At 62.0% G+C, this 19,048-nt stretch carries 21 protein-coding genes; 7 read left to right on the forward strand and 14 right to left on the reverse strand.

Annotated elements, in window-relative coordinates:
* Positions 1 to 2: 2 nt before the first annotated feature.
* Complete coding sequence (locus tag H6851_18865; GenBank protein MCB9945671.1) at positions 3 to 764, forward strand: glutamine amidotransferase; 762 nt, start codon at positions 3 to 5, stop codon at positions 762 to 764.
* Between the two features lie 99 nt (positions 765 to 863).
* Here the strand turns inward: H6851_18865 and H6851_18870 are convergent, their stop codons facing one another.
* A complete protein-coding gene (locus tag H6851_18870) occupies positions 864 to 1,310 on the reverse strand; it encodes a tRNA (cytidine(34)-2'-O)-methyltransferase (GenBank protein MCB9945672.1) in 447 nt (148 codons plus the stop codon).
* Between the two features lie 148 nt (positions 1,311 to 1,458).
* Between H6851_18870 and petA the strand changes: the two genes are divergently transcribed.
* From petA to H6851_18885, 3 genes are read left to right on the forward strand one after another with little or no spacing between them, the layout of a single operon-like run.
* Positions 1,459 to 2,007 (forward strand): ubiquinol-cytochrome c reductase iron-sulfur subunit, encoded by a 549-nt coding sequence (gene petA / locus H6851_18875; GenBank protein ID MCB9945673.1) that lies wholly within the window; start codon positions 1,459 to 1,461, stop codon positions 2,005 to 2,007.
* A gap of 59 nt (positions 2,008 to 2,066) precedes the next feature.
* Entirely contained in the window at positions 2,067 to 3,362 is a 1,296-nt protein-coding gene (locus H6851_18880) for a cytochrome b N-terminal domain-containing protein (GenBank protein ID MCB9945674.1), read from the forward strand.
* A 7-nt stretch (positions 3,363 to 3,369) separates the two neighbouring features.
* A complete protein-coding gene (locus H6851_18885) occupies positions 3,370 to 4,143 on the forward strand; it encodes a cytochrome c1 (GenBank protein MCB9945675.1) in 774 nt (257 codons plus the stop codon).
* Between the two features lie 248 nt (positions 4,144 to 4,391).
* On the opposite strand, the gene H6851_18890 is transcribed toward H6851_18885, so the two are convergent.
* Both H6851_18890 and H6851_18895 read right to left on the reverse strand, forming a co-directional pair.
* Positions 4,392 to 4,700 carry a hypothetical protein gene (locus H6851_18890; GenBank protein MCB9945676.1) on the reverse strand — a complete coding sequence of 103 codons (309 nt, stop codon included), beginning with the start codon at positions 4,698 to 4,700 and terminating at the stop codon, positions 4,392 to 4,394.
* 133 nt (positions 4,701 to 4,833) lie between these two features.
* A complete protein-coding gene (locus tag H6851_18895; GenBank protein ID MCB9945677.1) occupies positions 4,834 to 6,090 on the reverse strand; it encodes a coproporphyrinogen III oxidase in 1,257 nt (418 codons plus the stop codon).
* A gap of 187 nt (positions 6,091 to 6,277) precedes the next feature.
* Here H6851_18895 and H6851_18900 point away from each other — a divergent pair, with 187 nt between their 5' ends.
* The gene (locus tag H6851_18900) at positions 6,278 to 6,541 is read left to right on the forward strand and encodes a hypothetical protein (GenBank protein ID MCB9945678.1); all 264 of its coding nucleotides are present in this window, start codon (positions 6,278 to 6,280) and stop codon (positions 6,539 to 6,541) included.
* Between the two features lie 37 nt (positions 6,542 to 6,578).
* Here the strand turns inward: H6851_18900 and H6851_18905 are convergent, their stop codons facing one another.
* Complete coding sequence (locus tag H6851_18905) at positions 6,579 to 7,793, reverse strand: ABC transporter substrate-binding protein (GenBank protein MCB9945679.1); 1,215 nt, start codon at positions 7,791 to 7,793, stop codon at positions 6,579 to 6,581.
* Positions 7,794 to 8,044: 251 nt separating this feature from the next.
* Here H6851_18905 and H6851_18910 point away from each other — a divergent pair, with 251 nt between their 5' ends.
* On the forward strand, positions 8,045 to 9,235 hold the full coding sequence (locus tag H6851_18910; protein ID MCB9945680.1) for an MFS transporter: 1,191 nt from the start codon (positions 8,045 to 8,047) through the stop codon (positions 9,233 to 9,235).
* A 54-nt stretch (positions 9,236 to 9,289) separates the two neighbouring features.
* Entirely contained in the window at positions 9,290 to 9,730 is a 441-nt protein-coding gene (locus H6851_18915) for a VOC family protein (protein MCB9945681.1), read from the forward strand.
* Positions 9,731 to 9,830: 100 nt separating this feature from the next.
* Here H6851_18915 and tatC read toward each other — a convergent pair whose 3' ends face one another.
* The 10 genes from tatC to H6851_18965 form a co-directional block, all read right to left on the reverse strand.
* Complete coding sequence (gene tatC / locus H6851_18920) at positions 9,831 to 10,640, reverse strand: twin-arginine translocase subunit TatC (GenBank protein ID MCB9945682.1); 810 nt, start codon at positions 10,638 to 10,640, stop codon at positions 9,831 to 9,833.
* Between the two features lie 27 nt (positions 10,641 to 10,667).
* A complete protein-coding gene (tatB, locus tag H6851_18925; GenBank protein ID MCB9945683.1) occupies positions 10,668 to 11,138 on the reverse strand; it encodes a twin-arginine translocase subunit TatB in 471 nt (156 codons plus the stop codon).
* A gap of 41 nt (positions 11,139 to 11,179) precedes the next feature.
* Positions 11,180 to 11,404 (reverse strand): twin-arginine translocase TatA/TatE family subunit, encoded by a 225-nt coding sequence (tatA, locus tag H6851_18930; GenBank protein ID MCB9945684.1) that lies wholly within the window; start codon positions 11,402 to 11,404, stop codon positions 11,180 to 11,182.
* 122 nt (positions 11,405 to 11,526) lie between these two features.
* Entirely contained in the window at positions 11,527 to 12,327 is an 801-nt protein-coding gene (scpB, locus tag H6851_18935; GenBank protein MCB9945685.1) for an SMC-Scp complex subunit ScpB, read from the reverse strand.
* A 186-nt stretch (positions 12,328 to 12,513) separates the two neighbouring features.
* Positions 12,514 to 13,251, reverse strand: a complete 738-nt coding sequence (locus tag H6851_18940; protein MCB9945686.1) for a segregation/condensation protein A — start codon at positions 13,249 to 13,251, stop codon at positions 12,514 to 12,516.
* A 3-nt stretch (positions 13,252 to 13,254) separates the two neighbouring features.
* Entirely contained in the window at positions 13,255 to 13,956 is a 702-nt protein-coding gene (locus H6851_18945; protein MCB9945687.1) for a site-2 protease family protein, read from the reverse strand.
* Between the two features lies 1 nt (position 13,957).
* The gene (gene nagZ, locus H6851_18950; GenBank protein MCB9945688.1) at positions 13,958 to 14,968 is read right to left on the reverse strand and encodes a beta-N-acetylhexosaminidase; all 1,011 of its coding nucleotides are present in this window, start codon (positions 14,966 to 14,968) and stop codon (positions 13,958 to 13,960) included.
* A 20-nt stretch (positions 14,969 to 14,988) separates the two neighbouring features.
* The gene (locus H6851_18955; GenBank protein MCB9945689.1) at positions 14,989 to 16,056 is read right to left on the reverse strand and encodes an SPOR domain-containing protein; all 1,068 of its coding nucleotides are present in this window, start codon (positions 16,054 to 16,056) and stop codon (positions 14,989 to 14,991) included.
* 54 nt (positions 16,057 to 16,110) lie between these two features.
* A complete protein-coding gene (locus H6851_18960; protein MCB9945690.1) occupies positions 16,111 to 17,862 on the reverse strand; it encodes an arginine--tRNA ligase in 1,752 nt (583 codons plus the stop codon).
* Positions 17,859 to 19,016, reverse strand: coding sequence for a deoxyguanosinetriphosphate triphosphohydrolase (locus H6851_18965; GenBank protein ID MCB9945691.1), 1,158 nt, complete (start codon positions 19,014 to 19,016; stop codon positions 17,859 to 17,861). Before H6851_18965 ends, H6851_18960 begins: the two co-directional genes overlap by 4 nt.
* Positions 19,017 to 19,048: the final 32 nt, after the last annotated feature.

Raw genomic sequence — 19,048 nt, forward strand, 5'->3', positions numbered from 1 at the left:
CCATGCGCCCCTTTCTCATCCTGCAGTTGCGCCCTGAAGACATCACCAGCGACGACGAATACCGTGCGATCCTCGAACATGGCGGGCTCGATGCCGGCGAGACGGTACGGATCCGCATCGAGTACACCGGCATCCCCGAAGACCTCGACCCGCTTGCATACAGTGCCATCATTGTCGGCGGCAGCCCGTTCGATGTGAGCACACCGGCCCGCGAGAAAAGTGCCGTCCAGAAACGCATCGAAGCGGATTTCAGCCACCTCCTCGACCGCATCGTCGAACACGACCACCCCTTTCTCGGCGCCTGTTCCGGCAATGGCCTGCTCGGCAGTTGGTGTGGTGCGACGATCTCGCGACGCTTTGGCGAACCTGTCGGCGGGGTCGACCTCAGGCTGAGCGATGAGGCCCGCGACGATCCCCTGCTCGCAGGCTTCCCGCCGACCTTCCGCGCCCTGCTCGGGCACAAGGAAGCCTGTGACGTGACACCGCCCGGAGCCGTTCTGCTCGCCTCCAGTGCCACCTGCCCGGTCCAGATGTTCCGGGTGAAGAACAATGTCTACGCCACCCAGTTCCATCCCGAGGGTGACCCCGAAGGCTTCATCCTGCGCATCGAAACCTATCGTCACCACGGCTATTTCGCGCCCGCGGATGCCGACCGCCTCATTGCCTCCGTCCGCGAGGAACATACCCCCTGGGCCCATTTGCTTCTGCGCCGCTTCGTCCAGCGCTTCCGTCAACGGCAGGATATCTGTCGCCGATGGCGATGAATGCCCGCCCATGTGTCGAAACATGACCATGGACGAAAATTCCCCGGCCCGATCGGAGTTGCTCGCATCATCTCTGAATCCTCACCCCCGTTTTTCCGGTCATTTCGATGTGAATTGCCGAAGGGCCTCGCCTGCGACCATGGCCGCGGCGATCACCACGTTCAGGGAACGCTCGCCCGGCGCCATGGGAATTCGCAACCGGGCATTCGCGGCACCGTGAACCTCTGGAGGCACACCGGCGCTTTCGCGACCGAGCAACAGCAGGTCCCCCGGCTCGAAACGGAAACCCGTGTAGATTTCGGACGCGGTCGTCGACAGCAGCACCAGCCGCCCCTGCCTGTCGTTGCGAAAGGCTTCAAAGCTCGCGTGGCGGCACAGTCGGGCACGGCCCGCATAATCCATTGCCGCCCTTTTGAGCCTCGCATCCCTGAGCGGAAAACCGGCCGGTTCGATAACATGCAAACCGAGGTCAAGGCAGGCACAAAGCCGCATGCATGCCCCCAGATTTCCCGGAATGTCGGGCTGGTACATGACAATCTCGATCATGAGCGCTCCGAGCGGGGCCGGATCCCCGAAAAGGCTGTTGTACATTGCCGGAGAGCACTTTTATGCGACCTTAGGTCGCTTGTTCCAGCCCGTTCGCGCCCCTACTTTCCGCCCCATATGACGTCATCGCTACGAGGGGTAGGTTCTTATGGCCGCTTCGGCTACTCAGTCGGATCATGCTGGTGGCGGTACACGCCGCGATTTTCTTGAGGTGTTGGCTTGGTCGTCGGCTGCGGTAGGTGCCGGCTGCCTGGCATTGCCTTTGATCGACAGCATGAATCCATCGGCGGACGTGCTTGCATTGTCCTCCACGGAGGTGAACATCTCCGGCATCGACGAGGGCATGGCCATCACGGTTACCTGGCGTGGCTCGCCGGTTTTCGTTCGGCATCGGACACCTGAGGAAATCGAGGAAGCCGAAACCGTCAACGTGGCGGATCTTCGTGATCCCCAGACCGACGAGTCGCGGGTCGAAAAGCCCGCATGGCTTGTCGTGATGGGCGTTTGCACCCATCTTGGCTGCGTTCCCGTGGGTAACCTGCCCACGGACAACCGTGGTGAATTCGGCGGCTGGTTCTGCCCTTGCCACGGTTCCCAGTTCGATACCTCTGGTCGAATTCGCAAGGGTCCAGCGCCTTTGAATCTTCCGGTGCCCCCTTACACCTTCCTGTCCGACGACGTGATCAAGATCGGTTAAAGGCAGGAACAAGAACTTTGAGGCGGGCGATCAACCGTCCGGCCGATCGAGGAACATCGATGAGTGCAAGCCACGAAAAACCTGTATTCAAGAACGGCATGCTGCGGTGGGTGGATGATCGCCTGCCCGTCGTCACCGTCATGTACAATGCCATCGGTCCGGGACATCCCACACCGAAAAACCTGAGTTACTGGTGGAATTTCGGGTCGCTTGCCGGCCTTATGCTCGGCCTGCAGATCATCACCGGCATCGTGCTGGCGATGCACTACGATCCGAACGCCGCCCAGGCGTTCGATTCGGTCGAGCACATCATGCGGGACGTGAATTTCGGATGGCTGCTGCGCTACGCACATGCCAACGGTGCATCGATGTTCTTCATCGTGGTCTATATCCACATCTTCCGGGGCCTCTATTACGGCTCATACAAGGCTCCTCGTGAGCTGTTGTGGATGATCGGCGTCGTCATCCTGCTGTTGATGATGGCCACCGCGTTCATGGGTTATGTGCTTCCCTGGGGCCAGATGAGCTTCTGGGGTGCCAAGGTGATCACCAATCTGTTCTCGGCCATCCCCTTCTTCGGCGAGAGCATCGTCACCTGGCTGTGGGGCGGCTTCAATGTGGGTGCGCCGACACTGAACCGGTTCTTCGCCCTGCATTACCTGCTGCCCTTCATCATCGCAGGTGTCGTGATCCTGCATGTGTGGGCATTGCATCAGTTCGGCTCGAACAACCCGGTAGGGATCGATGTCACCGACAAGGACATGATCCCCTTCCACCCGTATTACACGGTGAAGGACCTGTTCGGCATCGGTGTCTTCCTCATCTTCTTCGCTGCCTTCGTGTTCTTCGCCCCGAACATGCTCGGTCATCCGGATAACTATATCCCGGCCAATCCTCTCTCCACTCCGCCACACATCGTGCCTGAATGGTATTTCCTGCCATTCTACGCGATCCTGCGTTCCACGGTGTACGAGCAGTTGTTCACGCCTCTGGCTGTCTTCGGCTGGTTCGGCATCACCGCGAAACTGATGGGCGTCCTGTTCATGTTCGCCTCGATCGCGGTGCTCCTGTTCTTGCCGTGGCTCGACACCTCCCGGGTCCGCAGCGCCCGGTTCCGCCCGATCTACAAGTGGGTCTACTGGCTGCTGTTCGTGGACGTGGTGGTTCTGACCTGGGTTGGCGGACAGGTTCCCGACACAACGATCGTCTATATCGGCCAGGTCGGTACCGCCTACTACTTCTTCCACTTCCTCATTCTCATGCCGATCCTGGGCAAGATCGAGCGGCCGCTTGCCCTGCCCGACAGTATCAACAAGCCCGTCCTCGGACAGGCGCAGACCCAGCCGGCGGAGTGAGCGGACCATGACTGCCCATGAGATAAAGACCTTCCTCGGTGCCGCCCTCGTCGCATTCGGCCTGACATCGACCGCGGCACTGGCAGCGGGCGAGGAAGTCGAGCTCCTCGATGGAAATTTCCAGCATCAGGGCCCGTTCGGTACCTTTGACAAGGCCGCGGTACAGCGCGGGTTTCAGGTCTTCAAGACCGTCTGCGCGACCTGTCACTCGGCCAAGTATCTGGCGTTCCGCGACCTGGAGGATCTCGGTTACACGGAAGACCAGGTGAAGGCGATCGCGGCCGAATACACGGTTACCGATGGTCCGAATGATGACGGAGAGATGTTCGAGCGGCCTGCGGCCCCCTTCGACTATTTCCCGCACCCCTTCCCCAATGACAATGCCGCCCGCGCCGCCAATGGAGGGGGTCTACCGCCGGATCTTTCCCTGATCACGAAGGCTCGCGAAGGCGGCGAGGACTACACATACAGCCTGCTACTGGGCTATGAAGAGGCTCCCGCCGACGTCGAAGTCGGCGAGGGCATGTCCTACAATGCCTACTTCCCGGGTCATCAGATCAAGATGCCGCAGCCGCTGTACGGCGATGACGTCACCTATCAGGACAACACGAGTTCCGACATCCATCAGGAAGCTCATGATGTCGTGTCCTTCCTGCACTGGCTTGCCGAGCCCAAGATGGAGGAGCGCAAGCGTACCGGCATCAAGGCGATGATCTTCCTGGTGATATTCAGTGGCATTTTCTATGCCTACAAGCGTCGGATCTGGGCGGACCTGCACTAGAACCCTTCCCGTTCATGTGGAATGCATGAACGACAAGGACATATGGTCAAGCAACGAGATGGAGCATCAGGCCGGTCATGTCTGATCGGGATGTACTCCAGTGGCTTCACACCCATCCGAGATCGAATTTGAAAGGGAAAAGCGGCATCACGACAATGGTGAGGCCGCTTTTTTCATGGAGTGCCATCGCCTGACCGGGCAGGCAGGCACAATACCGCCTGACTCGACAATCCTGTTGCCGTTCCCGATCAGATGGAAATGTCGAGGCGCGATCCTCGAAGCTGGCCTTCGCCGCCACTTTCAGCGATGACATCCGTGGCAGGTTCGGGCGTATTGGCGCGATTGGTAGCTTCAACCGCTCTGACCATCTGTGCCTGGGCAACTCGGACCTCATCCGCGCGAACCTTGTCGGCCTGACCACGCCTGTCGGCTGCCTGATCGGCACCGGACCGCGTCTGGGCTGCACTGTCGCCAAGGTCGAATTCCGCACGACGGTTGTTCTCGGCCGCGGGCGAACGATAGGTAACCGGCGCATTGCCGGTCGCGGAAATCTGCATGGGCGTTGCTCCAATCCGACTGGACTCCAGTCTAGCCAAACCCGGTTAATGAAACCCTAATTCCCGTGCTCATGCTGGAAAAATACCGGTATCAGGGAAGCCCAGCGCCGAATCTTCCTTCCCGCATGCCTGGTCACCGACTGATATCGGCAAGTAACCGGTCAAGGATGAGAATTCCGCTATCCGTTGCCCGTAACCGGTCGTCCCCCTTCCCGTCCCGGCACAGGGTGACCCAGCCCGAACGAAAGGCGCGGTCCAGCGCGCTGCGATCAAAGAGTTCGTCCCGTGGGCGCCCGGCCAGTCGCTCCAGCCGTTCCAGCGGTATACCTTCATCCAGCCGCAGCCCCATCATCAATGCTTCCATCGCCATGACATCCCTGTCGAGCCGGTCGCGCGGTTCTTCACCATGCCCGGATGCCTCCACAGCAGATAGCCATGCATCGGGCTGGCGAATGGTCCGGGTCGCGAGACGGGTATTTCCCAGGCTCAGACGACCATGGGCACCGGGACCGATGCCGAGATAATCCCCGTAACGCCAATACACCAGATTGTGCCGCGACTCTTCGCCAGCCTGCGCGAAGTTCGAAACCTCATACGCGCTAAAGCCCCGGTCACGCATATGGTGTCGGGTAGCCTCGAACAGGGCCGCCTGCTCCTCGTCGCCCATGACCGGCAGGACCCCCCGCCCATGCAGCGCATGAAACCGCGTGCCGGGTTCGATGGTGAGCTGATACAGCGAGAGATGACGGGTCCCCAGGGCTGTCGCGGCATCCAGCTCCGCGAGCCACTCGGATCGTGACTGTCCCGCTCTGGCGTAGATCAGGTCAATGCTCACCCTGTCGAAGGTGGCCAGGGCGAGCTCGACTGCGCGAATGGCTTCCCGCGCATCATGCTCGCGGCCGAGAAAGCGCAAGGCCGCGTCGTTCAGCGACTGGACGCCAAGGGATACCCTGTTCACACCGGCATCGCGAAAGCCCCGAAACTTGCCGGCCTCCACGGAGGTCGGATTGGCCTCCAATGTGATCTCGACATTCGATGCGACCGTCCACAATTTCCCAATGCGGGCAACAATGGCCGCCACCGTTTCAGGCTGCATCAGGGACGGCGTTCCCCCGCCGAAGAAGACGGACTGAACCGGCCCGGCAAAACCGCTCGCATGGCCATGTTCCAGCTCGCGGACGAGCGCGCGGCGCCAGCGGTCATGATCGACGCCCCCACGGACATGACTGTTGAAATCACAATAGGGACACTTGGCCTTGCAGAATGGCCAGTGGATATAGATTCCGCGTCCGGGCAATTCATCGCCGGAAGCCCCGGCATCATCACCCGCCCGATTCACATCATGCCGCTTTCCACAACTCTCGGCACTCCATCCCTGCCCGGACCCCATCACCATGGCCCGATGTCCGTTGCTTCAATCATTCCCATCCTTGCCACCATGAGACACAGGGTCCATTTGCAACGGCACGATGACAGCGGCTCGGTCGTCGCAACGGTCGTCAATTCGCAAGCACGCTGGTATACCGTCCGCACCCTGGTGAAATCGCATTCATGCCCTGTCGCAAAAGAGAGCTTCCTTGCCCAAGATCACGATCGGTACTGTCGTCAAGCTGTTGCTGGCTTCGTTCATCGTCGGCATGGCACTGGCCTATTTCGAGGTTTCGCCCGCCGACTTGATCGTATGGGCCCAGCAATCCTTCACCGAATTCGCCGGAAATGCCAGCAAGCACGTCCAGTGGGCCCTCACCTATATCCTGCTCGGAGCCGTGATCGTCGTGCCGGTCTGGCTGTTGTTCTTCGTCATGCGGGCGATCGGCGGCAGGAACAAGGACAGGAACTGAACCAGGGCGAGGACGAAGCCGGCCATGCCCCGGAAACCTAACGAAATACGCCCGTTTCGACAAACGCTCCATTCTCGATGACGAACCGGCCTGTCAAGCCGGGAACGTTGCCTGCCTCATCGAAATCGACCGGGCCACCCGCCCCTTCGTAGTCGATGTCCTCTCCCGCGGCGATGAGCTTTTTCGCCTTCTCCCATTCGCCGGGCAGCACCTTGGAGCCGGGTGGATTGGCAACCTCCCGCAACGCATCGCGTATCGCCGTACGGTCGCCAGATCCGGCTCGTTCAATGGCAAGACCAATGAGGAAGGCCGCATCATAGGCATGTTCGATGAAGAACTTGTCCTCGGTGCTGCCGTAGGTCTTTTCATAGGCCTGATCGAACAGGGCCGCCGACTTGCCCCCTGCCGCACGCACCGGCGCGGCAACGAACGACGCCCCGATGTCGGCAGGATCGATCTGTTCCGGCAAACGATCGTCCAGCAATCCGTCCGTACCGATAAAGCGCTTGAAGGTGCCATTTTCGAGAGCGCTGCGAATAATCGCGATACCCGAACTCCCGGCCCGGGCGATGACCACCAGGCTATCGCTTCCCTTGCCGCCAAGCGCCGCCAGTGGCGCGCGATAGCTGTCCCGTCGCTCCTCGTGCGCCAGAATTCCCGTGATCTCGCCGCCAAGCGCTTCAAATCCCTGTCTGAACCCGTCGGCAATACCGACGCCGTAGTCATTGTTGACGTAGGTGACAGCCACGCTGGCGATATCCTGCGAGTAGACGATCCTCGCCAGGGTCTTCCCTTGACTGTCAATTCCCGGGAGCACCCTGAAGACATAATCATCGTCGACGAGACTGGTCAGCTCCGGTGCAGTTGCTGTTGGTGAGATCATGACCACCCTGTTCGGTATGGTCACGGCGGTCGCGGATGCCATGGTCGCGGCCGAGGATAGCGCGCCAAGCACGGCGACGACCTTCTCTTCCTCCACCAGTCTGTTGGCAGCGGCGACCGCACCTCCGCTCGTGGCCATCGAGTCGGCAATGACGAGTTCAAGGGTTCGCCCGTCGAGCACTCCGCCCTGTTCGTTGATCTGCCTGATCGCGAGCCTCATCGAATCGAGCATGGGCGGAACGAAATCGGCCAGCAGTCCCGTAACCCCCAGAAGCGCGCCGACCTTGACCGGTGCAGCTGCGCGGGAAGGAGCAACCGCGATCAGGCTGACAACGATGGTGACAAGGATCGTTCGACAAATGTACCTCATCCGTCCTCCTTTCGATCAGACAAGGCCCTGCATAGACATGCTGCGCGATCATCGCAGCCGGAAAACGCCCCGATACCGATATTGGATGCCCCGACAACAGACCGTGCAGGGCTTCGCAAGGCTGTGGGCATACGGTGATGAATGTCAAATGACGTCCGTGCGTTCGGGCACACCCATTCTCGCCTTTTCATCGGTGTTGCCGTAGGATGACGGCTTTCACCCGGGGTCACGCGATGGATAATCGGTCGGCGATGAGGTTTCTCAATCTCGCGCATTTCATAGATCACTACTTCATGCTCATATTCCCCACTGCGGTACTGGCGCTGAGCGAACGATGGGGCATGAGCTATGCCGAAGCGTTGAAGTTGGGAACGCCGGCCTTTGTGCTGTTTGCCGCCGCAACGCTGCCCTTCGGCTGGCTCGGGGACCGTTTCGGTGGTGTGCCGATGATGCGGCTGTTCTTTTTCGGCATGGGATCGTCGGCCATCGCCGTCGGTTTCGCAGGCGGGCCCGTCATGTTCATGGCCGGCATGGCCGGAATCGGGTTGTTCGCAGCAATCTATCATCCGGTGGCGACAGCCATGATCGTGGCCCTTACCCCGGAGCGCGGCCGGGCTCTCGGCATCAATGGTGTCTATGGCAACCTCGGTGTGGCCCTCGCGGCAGCGATCACGGGAGGTCTTGTCGCCTTCGCCAGCTGGCGGGCGGCGTTCATCGTGCCGGGTATCGTGGCCTTGGTGACGGGAGCATTCTACCTGCGGCAATCCCGACCGACCACCCGTCAGGGTGCGGGTGAAAAGGCTCCACACCCGGAACCCCGGCCGGACAGCCGCGAGCAGCTCCGGGTCTTTATCGTCGTTGGAGTGACAGCGCTCTTCAGCGGACTCGTCTTCGCGGGAGTGACGGTTTCAATGCCCAAGCTGTTCGAGGAACGCCTGCATGACACCGGCCTCGGGATCGGCGGCATCGGTGCCATCACCACGACCGTGTTCTTTTCCGCGTCATTTACACAATTGTTCACCGGCCGCCTCATCGATCGTATCGGAGCCAGGCCCATCCTCCTGTTTGCCAGTGGAAGCACGGGACCGTTGCTGGTGGCGCTGGCGCTCCTGCCGGGCTACGGCGTCTTGCCGCTGGCGGTACCGCTCATGCTGGTCATCTTCGGTGCCGTCCCGGTGACGAGCTGGCTGCTAAGCCACTACGTGTCCCGGGCATGGCGGAGCCGTGCCTATTCGATGCAGTTTCTCCTGGCGCTGGGTGTAAACGCCGGGATCATACCGCTGATCTCCGGTGTTTACGAGCAGACCGGATCGACGGCGATGCTGTTCCTGATCCTTGCGGGTGCGTCCCTGGTGGTTTTCCTGGCCTCGCTCAGTCTGCCCGGGTTCGTTTCCCATATCGCGGGCAGCCGGCCTCTGGCATCGGGTCCCGGTACCGCGTAGAAATACCACAGCAACAATTGAACTCGCGTTGAACGAAACTGACAGGGGACGAGGATGCGCTATCTGCACACGATGGTTCGCGTAAAGAATCTGGACGACTCACTCGACTTCTATTGCAACAAGATGGGCATGAAGGAAGTTCGCCGCATCGAGAATGAAGGCGGTCGCTTCACGCTCGTATTCCTCAGTGCGACGGATGATGAAGCCGCCGCCGGGGAACACCGGGCGCCGTTGCTGGAGTTGACCTACAACTGGGATCCCGAGGAGTACACCGGCGGCCGCAATTTCGGCCATCTGGCCTATGAGGTCGACAATGTCTACGAATTCTGCCGGCGGATGATGGACATGGGCGTCACGATCAATCGTCCGCCCCGCGAAGGCCGGATGGCGTTCATCAAGTCACCCGATGGCATCTCCTTCGAGATCCTGCAAAAGGACGGCAACCTTCCCGTGGAAGAGCCCTGGGCTTCAATGCCCAATACCGGAACCTGGTAGGATCGAAGCGGAATTGACGAGGCCCGGCAGTTCGGTACTGCCGGGCCTTTGTCATGTCGAGTACGGACGCTGAAACCGGGCGGCCGGAGGCAGAGTGCCCTCAGGTGCTCAAATCGGTCCCCGCACCATCGTCATCGTCTTCCTCCATTTCAGCGGCCTCGCGCTTGCGTTCGGCCATGCGGACCATGATGATCGAGATTTCATAGAGCATCAGGATCGGTATGCCGAGCCCGATCTGGCTGATGATATCGGGCGGGGTCAGGATGGCCGCCACGACGAAGGTGATGACAATGGCATATTTGCGATTGCGCGAAAGTCCCTCCGACGTCACCAGCCCGACCCTGCCCATCAAGGTGAGGGCAACCGGCAACTGGAAGCACAGACCGAACGCGAAGATCAGCTTCATGACCAGATCGAGATATTCCCCGACACGGGCCTCAAGCTGGATCGGCAGCACGCCTTCTCCGCCGGGCGTGGCAAAACTGAGGAAGAACCGCCAGGCGAGAGGAAAGATCACATAGTAGACCATCGCCCCGCCGGCAAAGAACAGCACGGGTGTCGCCACCAGGAACGGCAGGAAGGCCCGCTTCTCGTTTCGATAGAGCCCCGGTGCGATGAACAACCAGAGTTGCATGGCGATGAAGGGAAAGGTGATGAACAGGGCGGCAAAGAACGCGATCTTCAGGTAGGTGAAGAAAACCTCGGTCAGAGCCGTGTAGATCATCCGGGAACAGGCCGCCCCCTCCTGCCCCGAAGTCGCGCTCTGAAGGCATATGTCCGCCAGAGGCTGCGTGAGGAATACGTAGATGTCCTGAGCGAAGAAATAACAGACAACAAACGCAATGAGAATGGCTGCCGACGAGTACATCAGCCGGTTGCGCAACTCGATCAGATGATCGAGCAGCGGCATCTCGCGATCGTCGATGTCCTTGAGCACCTAGGGCTTTCCGTCCGTTGTCGCCGCATTGCCGGACGACTTGTCTTCGCGCGGCCCGTCCTTGTCCGTCACGTCACCTGCACCAGCCGCCGCCACGGCCATCGGGGATCCGGCGGCCGGCTTGTCACCCGCACCCTCGTTCACATCGCCGGCACGCCCGGGCGATGAAACCCGCGGCGATTGCTTGCCGGCGGAGTTCCTGTCGTCGAGATCGATGGCGCTTTCGAGCGCATTCGTGATCGTACCCTTGAGCTTGTTGGGCCCCGCCTTTTCGACAGCCTTCTTGATCTCGTCCAGTTCAGCCTCGCGGGCCATGTCGTCCAGCGAACGCTGGAAATCGCGAGCCATCGCCCGCGCCTTGCCCGTCCACTTGCCGACGGTACGTGCAACGCGGGGCAAATCCTTAGGACCGATGACAATTATGGCCACCAGCATGATGACGGCCATCTCGGACCAACCGAGATCGAACATGAAGGGGGCTCCTCAAGCCAGCTGTCGTCCGAACAGGACAATCAGCCCTTGGCAACCTCGTCCTTGACACCTGTCTTCGGCGCTTCGGCCGAACGCTCGACGGTGATCGATGCCTTGTCATCGTCGTCGTCATCGTCCTTGAGACCGGACTTGAAACTCTTCACACCCTTGGCGACATCGCCCATCACCTTCGGCAACTTGCCAGCGCCGAAAAGAATCAGGACAATCATCAGGATCAGCACGACCTGCCAGATACCGATGCTCATGGAAAGATCCTCATTGCTTGAATGCCGCCAACCCGGAAGCCAAACAACCGGGCCAGACAACACATGGGACGTTGCGGCGGAATTTGGCAAAAAACAAAACCCGGCGCAACGACGCAAACGGTTCAGGCGCTATCCTCACGTAGGGGTTTGAACAGGCCCGCCCCTTCAAGTTCGTCGAGCCTTGGCAGATCTTCAAGAGCGCTCAGGGCAAAATAGTCCAGAAAATCCGGTGTCGTCCCCCACATCACCGGGCGCCCGGGCGCTTCCTTGCGGCCCTTGGGCGTCACCCAGCCCGCATCGACCAGCAGATCGAGTGTACCGCTCGAAACCGGGACTCCACGCACGGCCTCGACCTCGGCTCGCGTCACCGGTTGCTGGTAGGCGATGATGGCCAGCGTCTCAAGCGCCGCCCGTGACAGCCGCTTGGGCCGTTCCTCACTACGGGTCATGAAAGGTGCCACCTCGGCACAGGTGCGGAATGCCCATCGGCGCTCGCTGCGTTCGAGCCGGATACCCCGCCCCTCATACTCCTTGCGCAGCTGTTCCAGCAGCGGCAGGATCGCCACGGAAGGCCCGAGATGGGCCTGGATCACTTTTTCCTCAAGCGGTTCATCAGACTGGAACAACAGCGCTTCGAGGATGAATCTGGGCTCGATATCCGCTTTCCCGTCTTCGGTTTGTTCCTTTGCCTCGGACAAAAGCTCCGGCCCCCCTTCTCCGTTCGCCACGGGTCGGGAGGACTCCTCGACAGTCCCCCGCCCACCCGCATCATCGTTCCCCGGAGATCCTGCCGTCTCGCCGTCCGGCTCCCTGCTTCGGTCAGGTCGCCCAACTTCCGCTGCGGGAGCCTGGGTGCAGCCATCCTCCCGCGGCGGCTCCGGCTGACCTGTCGACCGCTCGGCCGGGAACTTGTCTTCAGACATCGCTCGTCCTTCTGTGGGCGCGTGACGATGCATCGCCGTCGGTGGCGGTGGCGGTGCGGGAAAATGCCGTTGATGCTCGCGCAGCCCGAACAATCGCCGGAACCATCGCTGTTGTCCCGTCCACCACAGCCAATCCACGAGGATCTGCAGTAGAACGAGGAGACTTTTGCCGAGGATTCGCATCGTTCATGATCGCCTCTTGATCAGGATCGGCCCGAATGGCCTTTCCTGCTGGATCTCCACCTCACCGCGCTTGGCCAGTTCGAGACCGGCTATCAGCGAGGAGGCAATGGCCGATCGGGTATGTGTCCCCGGATCGAGCCGCTCGGGCAGGAACGAACGGATATCGGCCCACTCCTGGCCGGTAAGCATGCGACTGAGCCGGGTGAGCTGATCCTCCACACTGACCAGCTTGCGCTTTTGAACGACAAACCTGCCGGTTCGCTGCCGCGTCATCACCCGACTGTAGGCAGCAAGCAGATCGGCCAGCCTGGCGATGTAACGCGGGTCGACATCGACGGTAACGGGCTCGGGCATCCCACGCGGCAGACGATCGACACCCAGGCTCGGACGGCTCACAAGCTCCTCGCCGGCCTGACGCAGGGCATCCAGCAACTTCAGCCTCTCGGCAAGCTGCACCGCCATTTCCTCAGCATCAGGCTCCTCGCGTTCCTCCTTCGGCAGCAGCAGCTGCGACTTGAGGAACGTGAGCCAAGCAGCCATCACGAGGTATTCGGCAGCGATATCGAGCTGTAGTTCGTGCGCCCGTTTCAGATAGTCCAGATATTGTTCGGCCAGCGCCAGGACCGAGATCTTCGCCAGATCGACCTTTTGGGAGCGTGCCAGGTCGATCAGCAGGTCGAGCGGTCCCTCGAAACCGTCGAGATCGACGACAAAGGTATCCGCGCTCCGCCCGGCCTCCACGGCCTACCAGCCCGTCACGAACAGAATCGATGCGTGCACCACGTCGATCATCGGCAGCAGGACCAGCGCCAGCGGATTGATCGCGATCCCCACCTGTTCCGCCAGGAGCGGTACAGCGAAGATGATTCCCAGGAGGATGACGAGCCCCCAGCGTTCCATGCGTGCAAATCGCCGGGCCAGGGCATCGGGCAGCAGCCCGGTCACGACCCGCCCTCCGTCGAGGGGCGGGATGGGCAGCATGTTGAAACACGCAAGGACGACGTTGACCAGCAGGGCATTGTCGAAATTGGCCCAGATCCACAATGCCGGATTGCCCCCGGGCATGAGATGGACCAGGTGCATGGCAAGCGAGATCCCGGTTGCGAGCGCGATATTGATCCCCGGACCCGCAAGTGCGACCCAGATCATGTCGCGCTTGGGGTTGTTCAGCCGATGAAAGGCGACCGGTACCGGCTTTGCCCAGCCGAAGATCAGCTTCGGCCCGCCCATGATCGAACCCAGCAAGAGCAGGCCGGGCAGGACGAGTGTGCCGAACGGGTCGATGTGGCGCAGGGGATTGAAGCTGACCCGCCCCAGTCGCCGGGCGGTGTCATCCCCAAGCTTTTCGGCCGCCCACCCATGGGCCGCCTCATGAAGCGTGATGGCCGTGATGACGGGCAGGAGCCAGACCGACAGAAGCTGGCCGATTTCCGCAAGTTGCTCCATTTCACGCGTATCGGGATATGAGCTGATCCAGCCTTGCGGCCAGTGCCGCAGGCTTGACGGGAGTCTTGAGCGCAACCGGACGCGCTTCCTGTAGCAGCGCAAAACGGTCTTCGGGCATGGGCGGAAGACAACGCAACAGGGTCTCGGTCTCGTCGAAATGCCCGTCGCAGAGCAGCGGAAGGTCGCAGCCCGCGGCCAGAGCCCGGCGGGCCCGGTCCTCAAGCGGTCCCTCAAGCGCCTTCATGCTCAGATCATCGCTGATCAGAATGCCCTCGAAGCCGATGTAACCGCGGATGATCTCCTGGATGACCTTGGGCGATTCGGTCGCCGGGCGATCCGGGTCCACGGCTTCGAAAACGATATGGGCAGTGATGGCAAACGGAACCTTGGACGCACAGATGTTGAACGGCAGGAAATCGAAGGCCGCAAGCTGGCCGTAACTTGCCTTGAGCCTCGGCATGGCGAGATGGCTGTCGACCGTGGCCCTGCCGTGGCCCGGCAGGTGTTTCATGACCGTCGCCACCCCCAATTCGGTGAATGTGTCGATGGTCAGCTTTCCCAACGTCGCGACAGTTCCGGGGTCTGCCGAGAATGACCTGTTGCCGATGGCACCGGTCGTCTCCGGACGCAGGACATCGAGCACGGGCAGGCAGTCGACATCGATGCCGACATCGACAAGATCGCCGGCCAGCAATGCCGCCCACAACCGGACGGCCTCCTCGCGCGCCTCGAGCGGCATGTCGCCGATGGCCTGGGCCGGAAGGCGCGGTTCCCATGCCGGCGCCTTCATGCGCTGGACCCGGCCGCCTTCATGATCGATCAGGACCGGCACCCACCTGTCCGGGAACAACCCCTTGAGCTCGGCGGTCAGCGCCTGCAATTGCCCGCGCGAACAGCAATTGCGCTGGAACAGGATGAAGCCCGCCGGCGCATGTGTCAGGAACAACCTTCGTTCCTGGTCGGTCAGTGCCTCGCCGGAGATACCGACAATGGCCGATCTCGCCCGGCTCACCGTTCCATCGCCTTCATGACCTACCGCTCCCCTGACATCATGAAGCAATCACCGCCCGCCGACTTGAACGCCTGGCAGAGCCGATCGGCTCCGGCCCGGCCAACCGCATCGGCCGTCTGGATCCTGTAGAATATCCCCTTGTCGGTTTCGGCACGGACAATGCGCAGCGGCAATCCCGGCATGACGGCCTCCATGCGCCGCTGTAGTGCTTCACCGGCCTGCCTCGCCTGCTCCTCGGTATGGAATGCCGCCAGTTGCAGGCGATAGGGACCAGGCTCGGCCAGCAGCGCCACGAGATCGGGATCGCTGGGAGCGGCCGAGGGTGCGAGGTCACGTCCGGTGGTCGGGTCGATGATGATCGGGCCTCCCTGGGCATCCTCGTCGCCAAACCTGCGCCCGCCGTCCACGGCGGGCGGGAGGTCGGCATCGCGCACCGGGGCATCGACCACCGGCAGTTCGTCATTGCCCAGGGTAACGGTCCGGACCGTTGCGGGCGGCGACACCGCCACGTCGCCTGTCGATGTCGGCGCAGGCGATGACTGCACCGACGGAACGACATTGCCCGCATCGGCACGCCCGACATCGGACGTGGCCATGTCGGCAGGCACCGGCAGAGTCTCCTGAGACACGATATCGGGGCTGGCCAGCGCCTCGGGCAGTGTGGCCGAATCGTCACCGCCACCTGCTGCCCCCGTCGCAGGCCCGTCGGTCACCTCGCGCGCGACCACCGTCGGCCGGGCGACATCGCCGTCATTGGCCCTCACCGGATCGGGCTTGACGTCGGGTGTGATGGCGAACTGATGCCGGGATATGTCGGCCGGCGATTTCGGCGCGGGTCGGGGCGGCGGCAGGATTCGCTCGACGATGGCCGGCTCGGGTCCGCGATCCAGCGCCTGGACGATGGAGGACCCCTCGTTCAGTACGGCAAGGCCGCCACGCTTGTCGGGAGCCTGCCGATAGGGTTCCGCATCGGCCCGGACCAATGGCGCTTCACCCACGCTACTGCGGTCCTCGTGATAGGCGAGCCATACGATGCCGGTGAAGGCGCTGAATACCAGCAGCAACAATCCACCGATGATCCAGCGCACGATCCGCATCAAACCGACAACCTTTCGAACTGAGCCCGCCGCCTCGACATCACCTCAATGCATCTCTTCCACGGGGGTGACGCCCATGAGCCCCATACCCACTCGCAAGACCAGTTGCGTCGCCTTCAGCAGGGCCAGGCGGGCGACCGTCAGGGACCTGTCATCCGGACGAAGGAAACGCAGCTCCGGCTGCTCCTTGCCTCTCGTCCATAGTGTATGAAAGTCACTTGCCACATCATGCAAGTAAAAGGCGACCCGGTGCGGCTCAAGATGCGCCGCCGCACTTTCCACCGTCCGCGGGAAAAGGGCCAGACGGCGCAACAGCGCCATCTCGGCATCGTCCGCGAGCCCCGCCAGCGCCGAATCGTCCAGCGGCGCATCGAGCCATTCGCCCAACCCGTCACCTTCGGCATTGCGGAAGACGGAGCAGATGCGTGCATGGGCATACTGCACGTAGAAAACCGGATTATCCCTGGATTGTTCGATCACCTTCTGCAGGTCGAAATCGAGCGGCGCATCGCTCTTGCGCGTGAGCATCATGAAGCGGAAGGCGTCCTTGCCGACCTCGTCGACCACGTCCCGCATCCAGACGATGCGTCCCGCACGTTTCGACATCCTCAACGGCTCACCGCCGTCGAACAGGTTCACCAGCCGGCAGAGCAGCACTTCCAGCGATGCCTTGCCCTCGCTCAGGGCACGGACAGCCGCCTGCATGCGCTTCACGTAGCCCCCGTGATCGGCACCCCAGACATCGATCTGACGGGCAAAGCCCCGATTGTACTTGTCGAGATGATAGGCGAAATCGGCGGCGAAATAGGTCCAGGCGCCGGTCGACCGCTTGAGCGGCCGGTCGATGTCATCCCCGAACTCGGTCGAACGGAACAGCAATTGCGGGACCGGCTCCCAGTCATCGTCGGGCTTGCCCTTGGGCGGCGGCAGGGTTCCCTCATAGATCAGGCCCAGCCTGTCGAGATGTGCCAGCGCCGCATCGACCTTGCCTTGCGAAATCAGCTCGCGTTCGGACGAGAACCGGTCGTGATGCACTCCGGCAGCGGCCAGATCGTCCCTGATCCGCTCCAGCATGGCATCGGCACCGGCGAGCCCGAACAGTTCCAGCCATTCGCTCTCCGGAGCACTCAGATAGCGGTCGCCATATTCACCGGCCAGCTTTCTCGCCACATCGACCAGTTCCACCAGTGGATAGAACCCGTCCGGCAACGGTCCCGGATCGTCTCCCAACACCTCCCGGTAGCGGTGGTGGATCGAGCGGCCGAGAGCCTCGATCTGGGCACCCCCGTCATTGACGTAGTATTCGCGCGTGACGGCGAAGCCGGCATGGCTCAACAGGCTGGCCAGGGCATCGCCGATCACTGTCCCGCGCGCATGCCCGACATGCAGCGGCCCGGTCGGATTGGCCGAGCAGAACTCGACATTGACCTTTTCGCCCTGCCCCATGTCCGAACGGCCATAGTCCTCCCCGGCCGCGAGAATGCTGGCGATCTGGCGGTGCCAGAAGGATGGCGCCAGCCTCAGGTTGACGAAGCCCGGCGGTGCCACTTCCGCCACTTCGACATCCTCGTCCGCCAGAAGCGCTTCAGCCAGCGGGATCGCGATATCCATGGGCTTCATTCGTACCGGCCTCGCCAGGACCATGGCGGCATTGGTGGCAGCGTCGCCATGGGTGGGGTCGCGCGGCGGATCGATACCGACACGCGCAAGGTCGAGTCCGGTCGGCAGGACGCCGCGCTGCTGCAGGCCCGCGATGGCCGTGATCACCTTGTCGTGAAGCGTCGTGAACGAATTCATGGATGCCAACTCGTCATGTCGAAAAGCCGCTCATGCTCCTCGATCGCATAGCGATCGGTCATGCCGGCGATGTAGTCGCGAACGGCCGCCTGAGCGGCTTCGCTGCGGGGCGCACCAGCCGCATCCCGCCAGCGGTCAGGCAGGCAGCGCGGATCGTCGACCAGAACCTCGTACAGGCCCCGCACGAGGCGGGTTGCCTTGAGGGCCATGCGGCACACCTTGTAGTGGCGATACATGCGTCCATGCAAGAATGATCGCAGGACATCGACCGCGTCCCGGTACTCGTCGCAAAAGGCGATGAGCGGCCGGCCCGCGGTACGGATATCCATGGGCGACTGAGGATCATGTCCGGCAATCCGCCCTCGTGCCGTGACGATCAGGTCGCTGACCAGCGAATCGATGATCCGGCGGATCGATTCGTGGATCAGCCGCTCACGGCGCACATCGGGATAGCGGGCCAGCACCGAACCTACCATTTCGCCGAATACCGGCAGTCCGAGCAAGTCGTCGAGCGCGAAGAACGAGGCGCGCAACCCGTCGTCGAGATCATGGCTGCAATAGGCCACATCATCCGCAATGCCCGCGATCTGCGCCTCAAGCGGCGCGAACAGTTCCAGATGCATCAGGTCGGCCTGGGGATGGTCGGCAATCGGCCCGGGCCACGGCCGTGGCAGCGGACCGTTGTGCTTGATCACCCCTTCCAGGGTCTCGACCGACAGGTTGAGCCCGTCAAATCCGGCATAACGCTGTTCGAGACGCGTCAGCACGCGGAAGGACTGGAGATTGTGGTCGAACCCGCCGGCATCGCGGGCCGCCTCGTTGAGTGCGGCTTCGCCGGCATGCCCGAACGGGCTGTGCCCGAGGTCGTGCGCAAGGGCGATGGTCTCGGCCAGGTCCTCGTCGACATGAAGCGCACGGGCGATCGTGCGGGCGATCTGGGCGACCTCGAGCGAATGGGTCAGCCGCGTGCGGTAGTGATCGCCCTCGAAATTGACCAGCACCTGCGTCTTGTGTTCCAGCCGCCTGAAGGCGGTGGCATGCACGACCCGGTCGCGATCACGCTGGAACACCGAACGATGGGGGCTCTCCTCCTCGGCGACATGCCGTCCGGCACTGGCGTCGGGATCGCAGGCAAATCGGGCAAGAAGCGGCATGGGCGAAATCTGACCGGTTCGGGGTGATGGCG

It is taken from the genome of Geminicoccaceae bacterium, assembly GCA_020638465.1.
Lineage (GTDB): Bacteria > Pseudomonadota > Alphaproteobacteria > Geminicoccales > Geminicoccaceae > JAGREO01.

What these genes read in the sequence shown, in the direction of transcription:
- H6851_18915 (MCB9945681.1), top strand. Translation starts at nt 9,290, where the DNA reads ATGCGCTATCTGCACACGATGGTTCGCGTAAAGAATCTGGACGACTCA.
- H6851_18965 (MCB9945691.1), bottom strand. Translation starts at nt 19,016, where the DNA reads ATGCCGCTTCTTGCCCGATTTGCCTGCGATCCCGACGCCAGTGCCGGA.
- H6851_18895 (MCB9945677.1), bottom strand. Translation starts at nt 6,090, where the DNA reads ATGGGGTCCGGGCAGGGATGGAGTGCCGAGAGTTGTGGAAAGCGGCAT.
- H6851_18960 (MCB9945690.1), bottom strand. Translation starts at nt 17,862, where the DNA reads ATGAATTCGTTCACGACGCTTCACGACAAGGTGATCACGGCCATCGCG.
- H6851_18870 (MCB9945672.1), bottom strand. Translation starts at nt 1,310, where the DNA reads ATGATCGAGATTGTCATGTACCAGCCCGACATTCCGGGAAATCTGGGG.
- tatC (MCB9945682.1), bottom strand. Translation starts at nt 10,640, where the DNA reads ATGCCGCTGCTCGATCATCTGATCGAGTTGCGCAACCGGCTGATGTAC.
- H6851_18885 (MCB9945675.1), top strand. Translation starts at nt 3,370, where the DNA reads ATGACTGCCCATGAGATAAAGACCTTCCTCGGTGCCGCCCTCGTCGCA.
- H6851_18890 (MCB9945676.1), bottom strand. Translation starts at nt 4,700, where the DNA reads ATGCAGATTTCCGCGACCGGCAATGCGCCGGTTACCTATCGTTCGCCC.
- H6851_18880 (MCB9945674.1), top strand. Translation starts at nt 2,067, where the DNA reads ATGAGTGCAAGCCACGAAAAACCTGTATTCAAGAACGGCATGCTGCGG.
- tatB (MCB9945683.1), bottom strand. Translation starts at nt 11,138, where the DNA reads ATGTTCGATCTCGGTTGGTCCGAGATGGCCGTCATCATGCTGGTGGCC.
- H6851_18865 (MCB9945671.1), top strand. Translation starts at nt 3, where the DNA reads ATGCGCCCCTTTCTCATCCTGCAGTTGCGCCCTGAAGACATCACCAGC.
- H6851_18945 (MCB9945687.1), bottom strand. Translation starts at nt 13,956, where the DNA reads ATGGAGCAACTTGCGGAAATCGGCCAGCTTCTGTCGGTCTGGCTCCTG.
- petA (MCB9945673.1), top strand. Translation starts at nt 1,459, where the DNA reads ATGGCCGCTTCGGCTACTCAGTCGGATCATGCTGGTGGCGGTACACGC.
- tatA (MCB9945684.1), bottom strand. Translation starts at nt 11,404, where the DNA reads ATGAGCATCGGTATCTGGCAGGTCGTGCTGATCCTGATGATTGTCCTG.
- H6851_18905 (MCB9945679.1), bottom strand. Translation starts at nt 7,793, where the DNA reads ATGAGGTACATTTGTCGAACGATCCTTGTCACCATCGTTGTCAGCCTG.
- scpB (MCB9945685.1), bottom strand. Translation starts at nt 12,327, where the DNA reads ATGTCTGAAGACAAGTTCCCGGCCGAGCGGTCGACAGGTCAGCCGGAG.
- H6851_18910 (MCB9945680.1), top strand. Translation starts at nt 8,045, where the DNA reads ATGAGGTTTCTCAATCTCGCGCATTTCATAGATCACTACTTCATGCTC.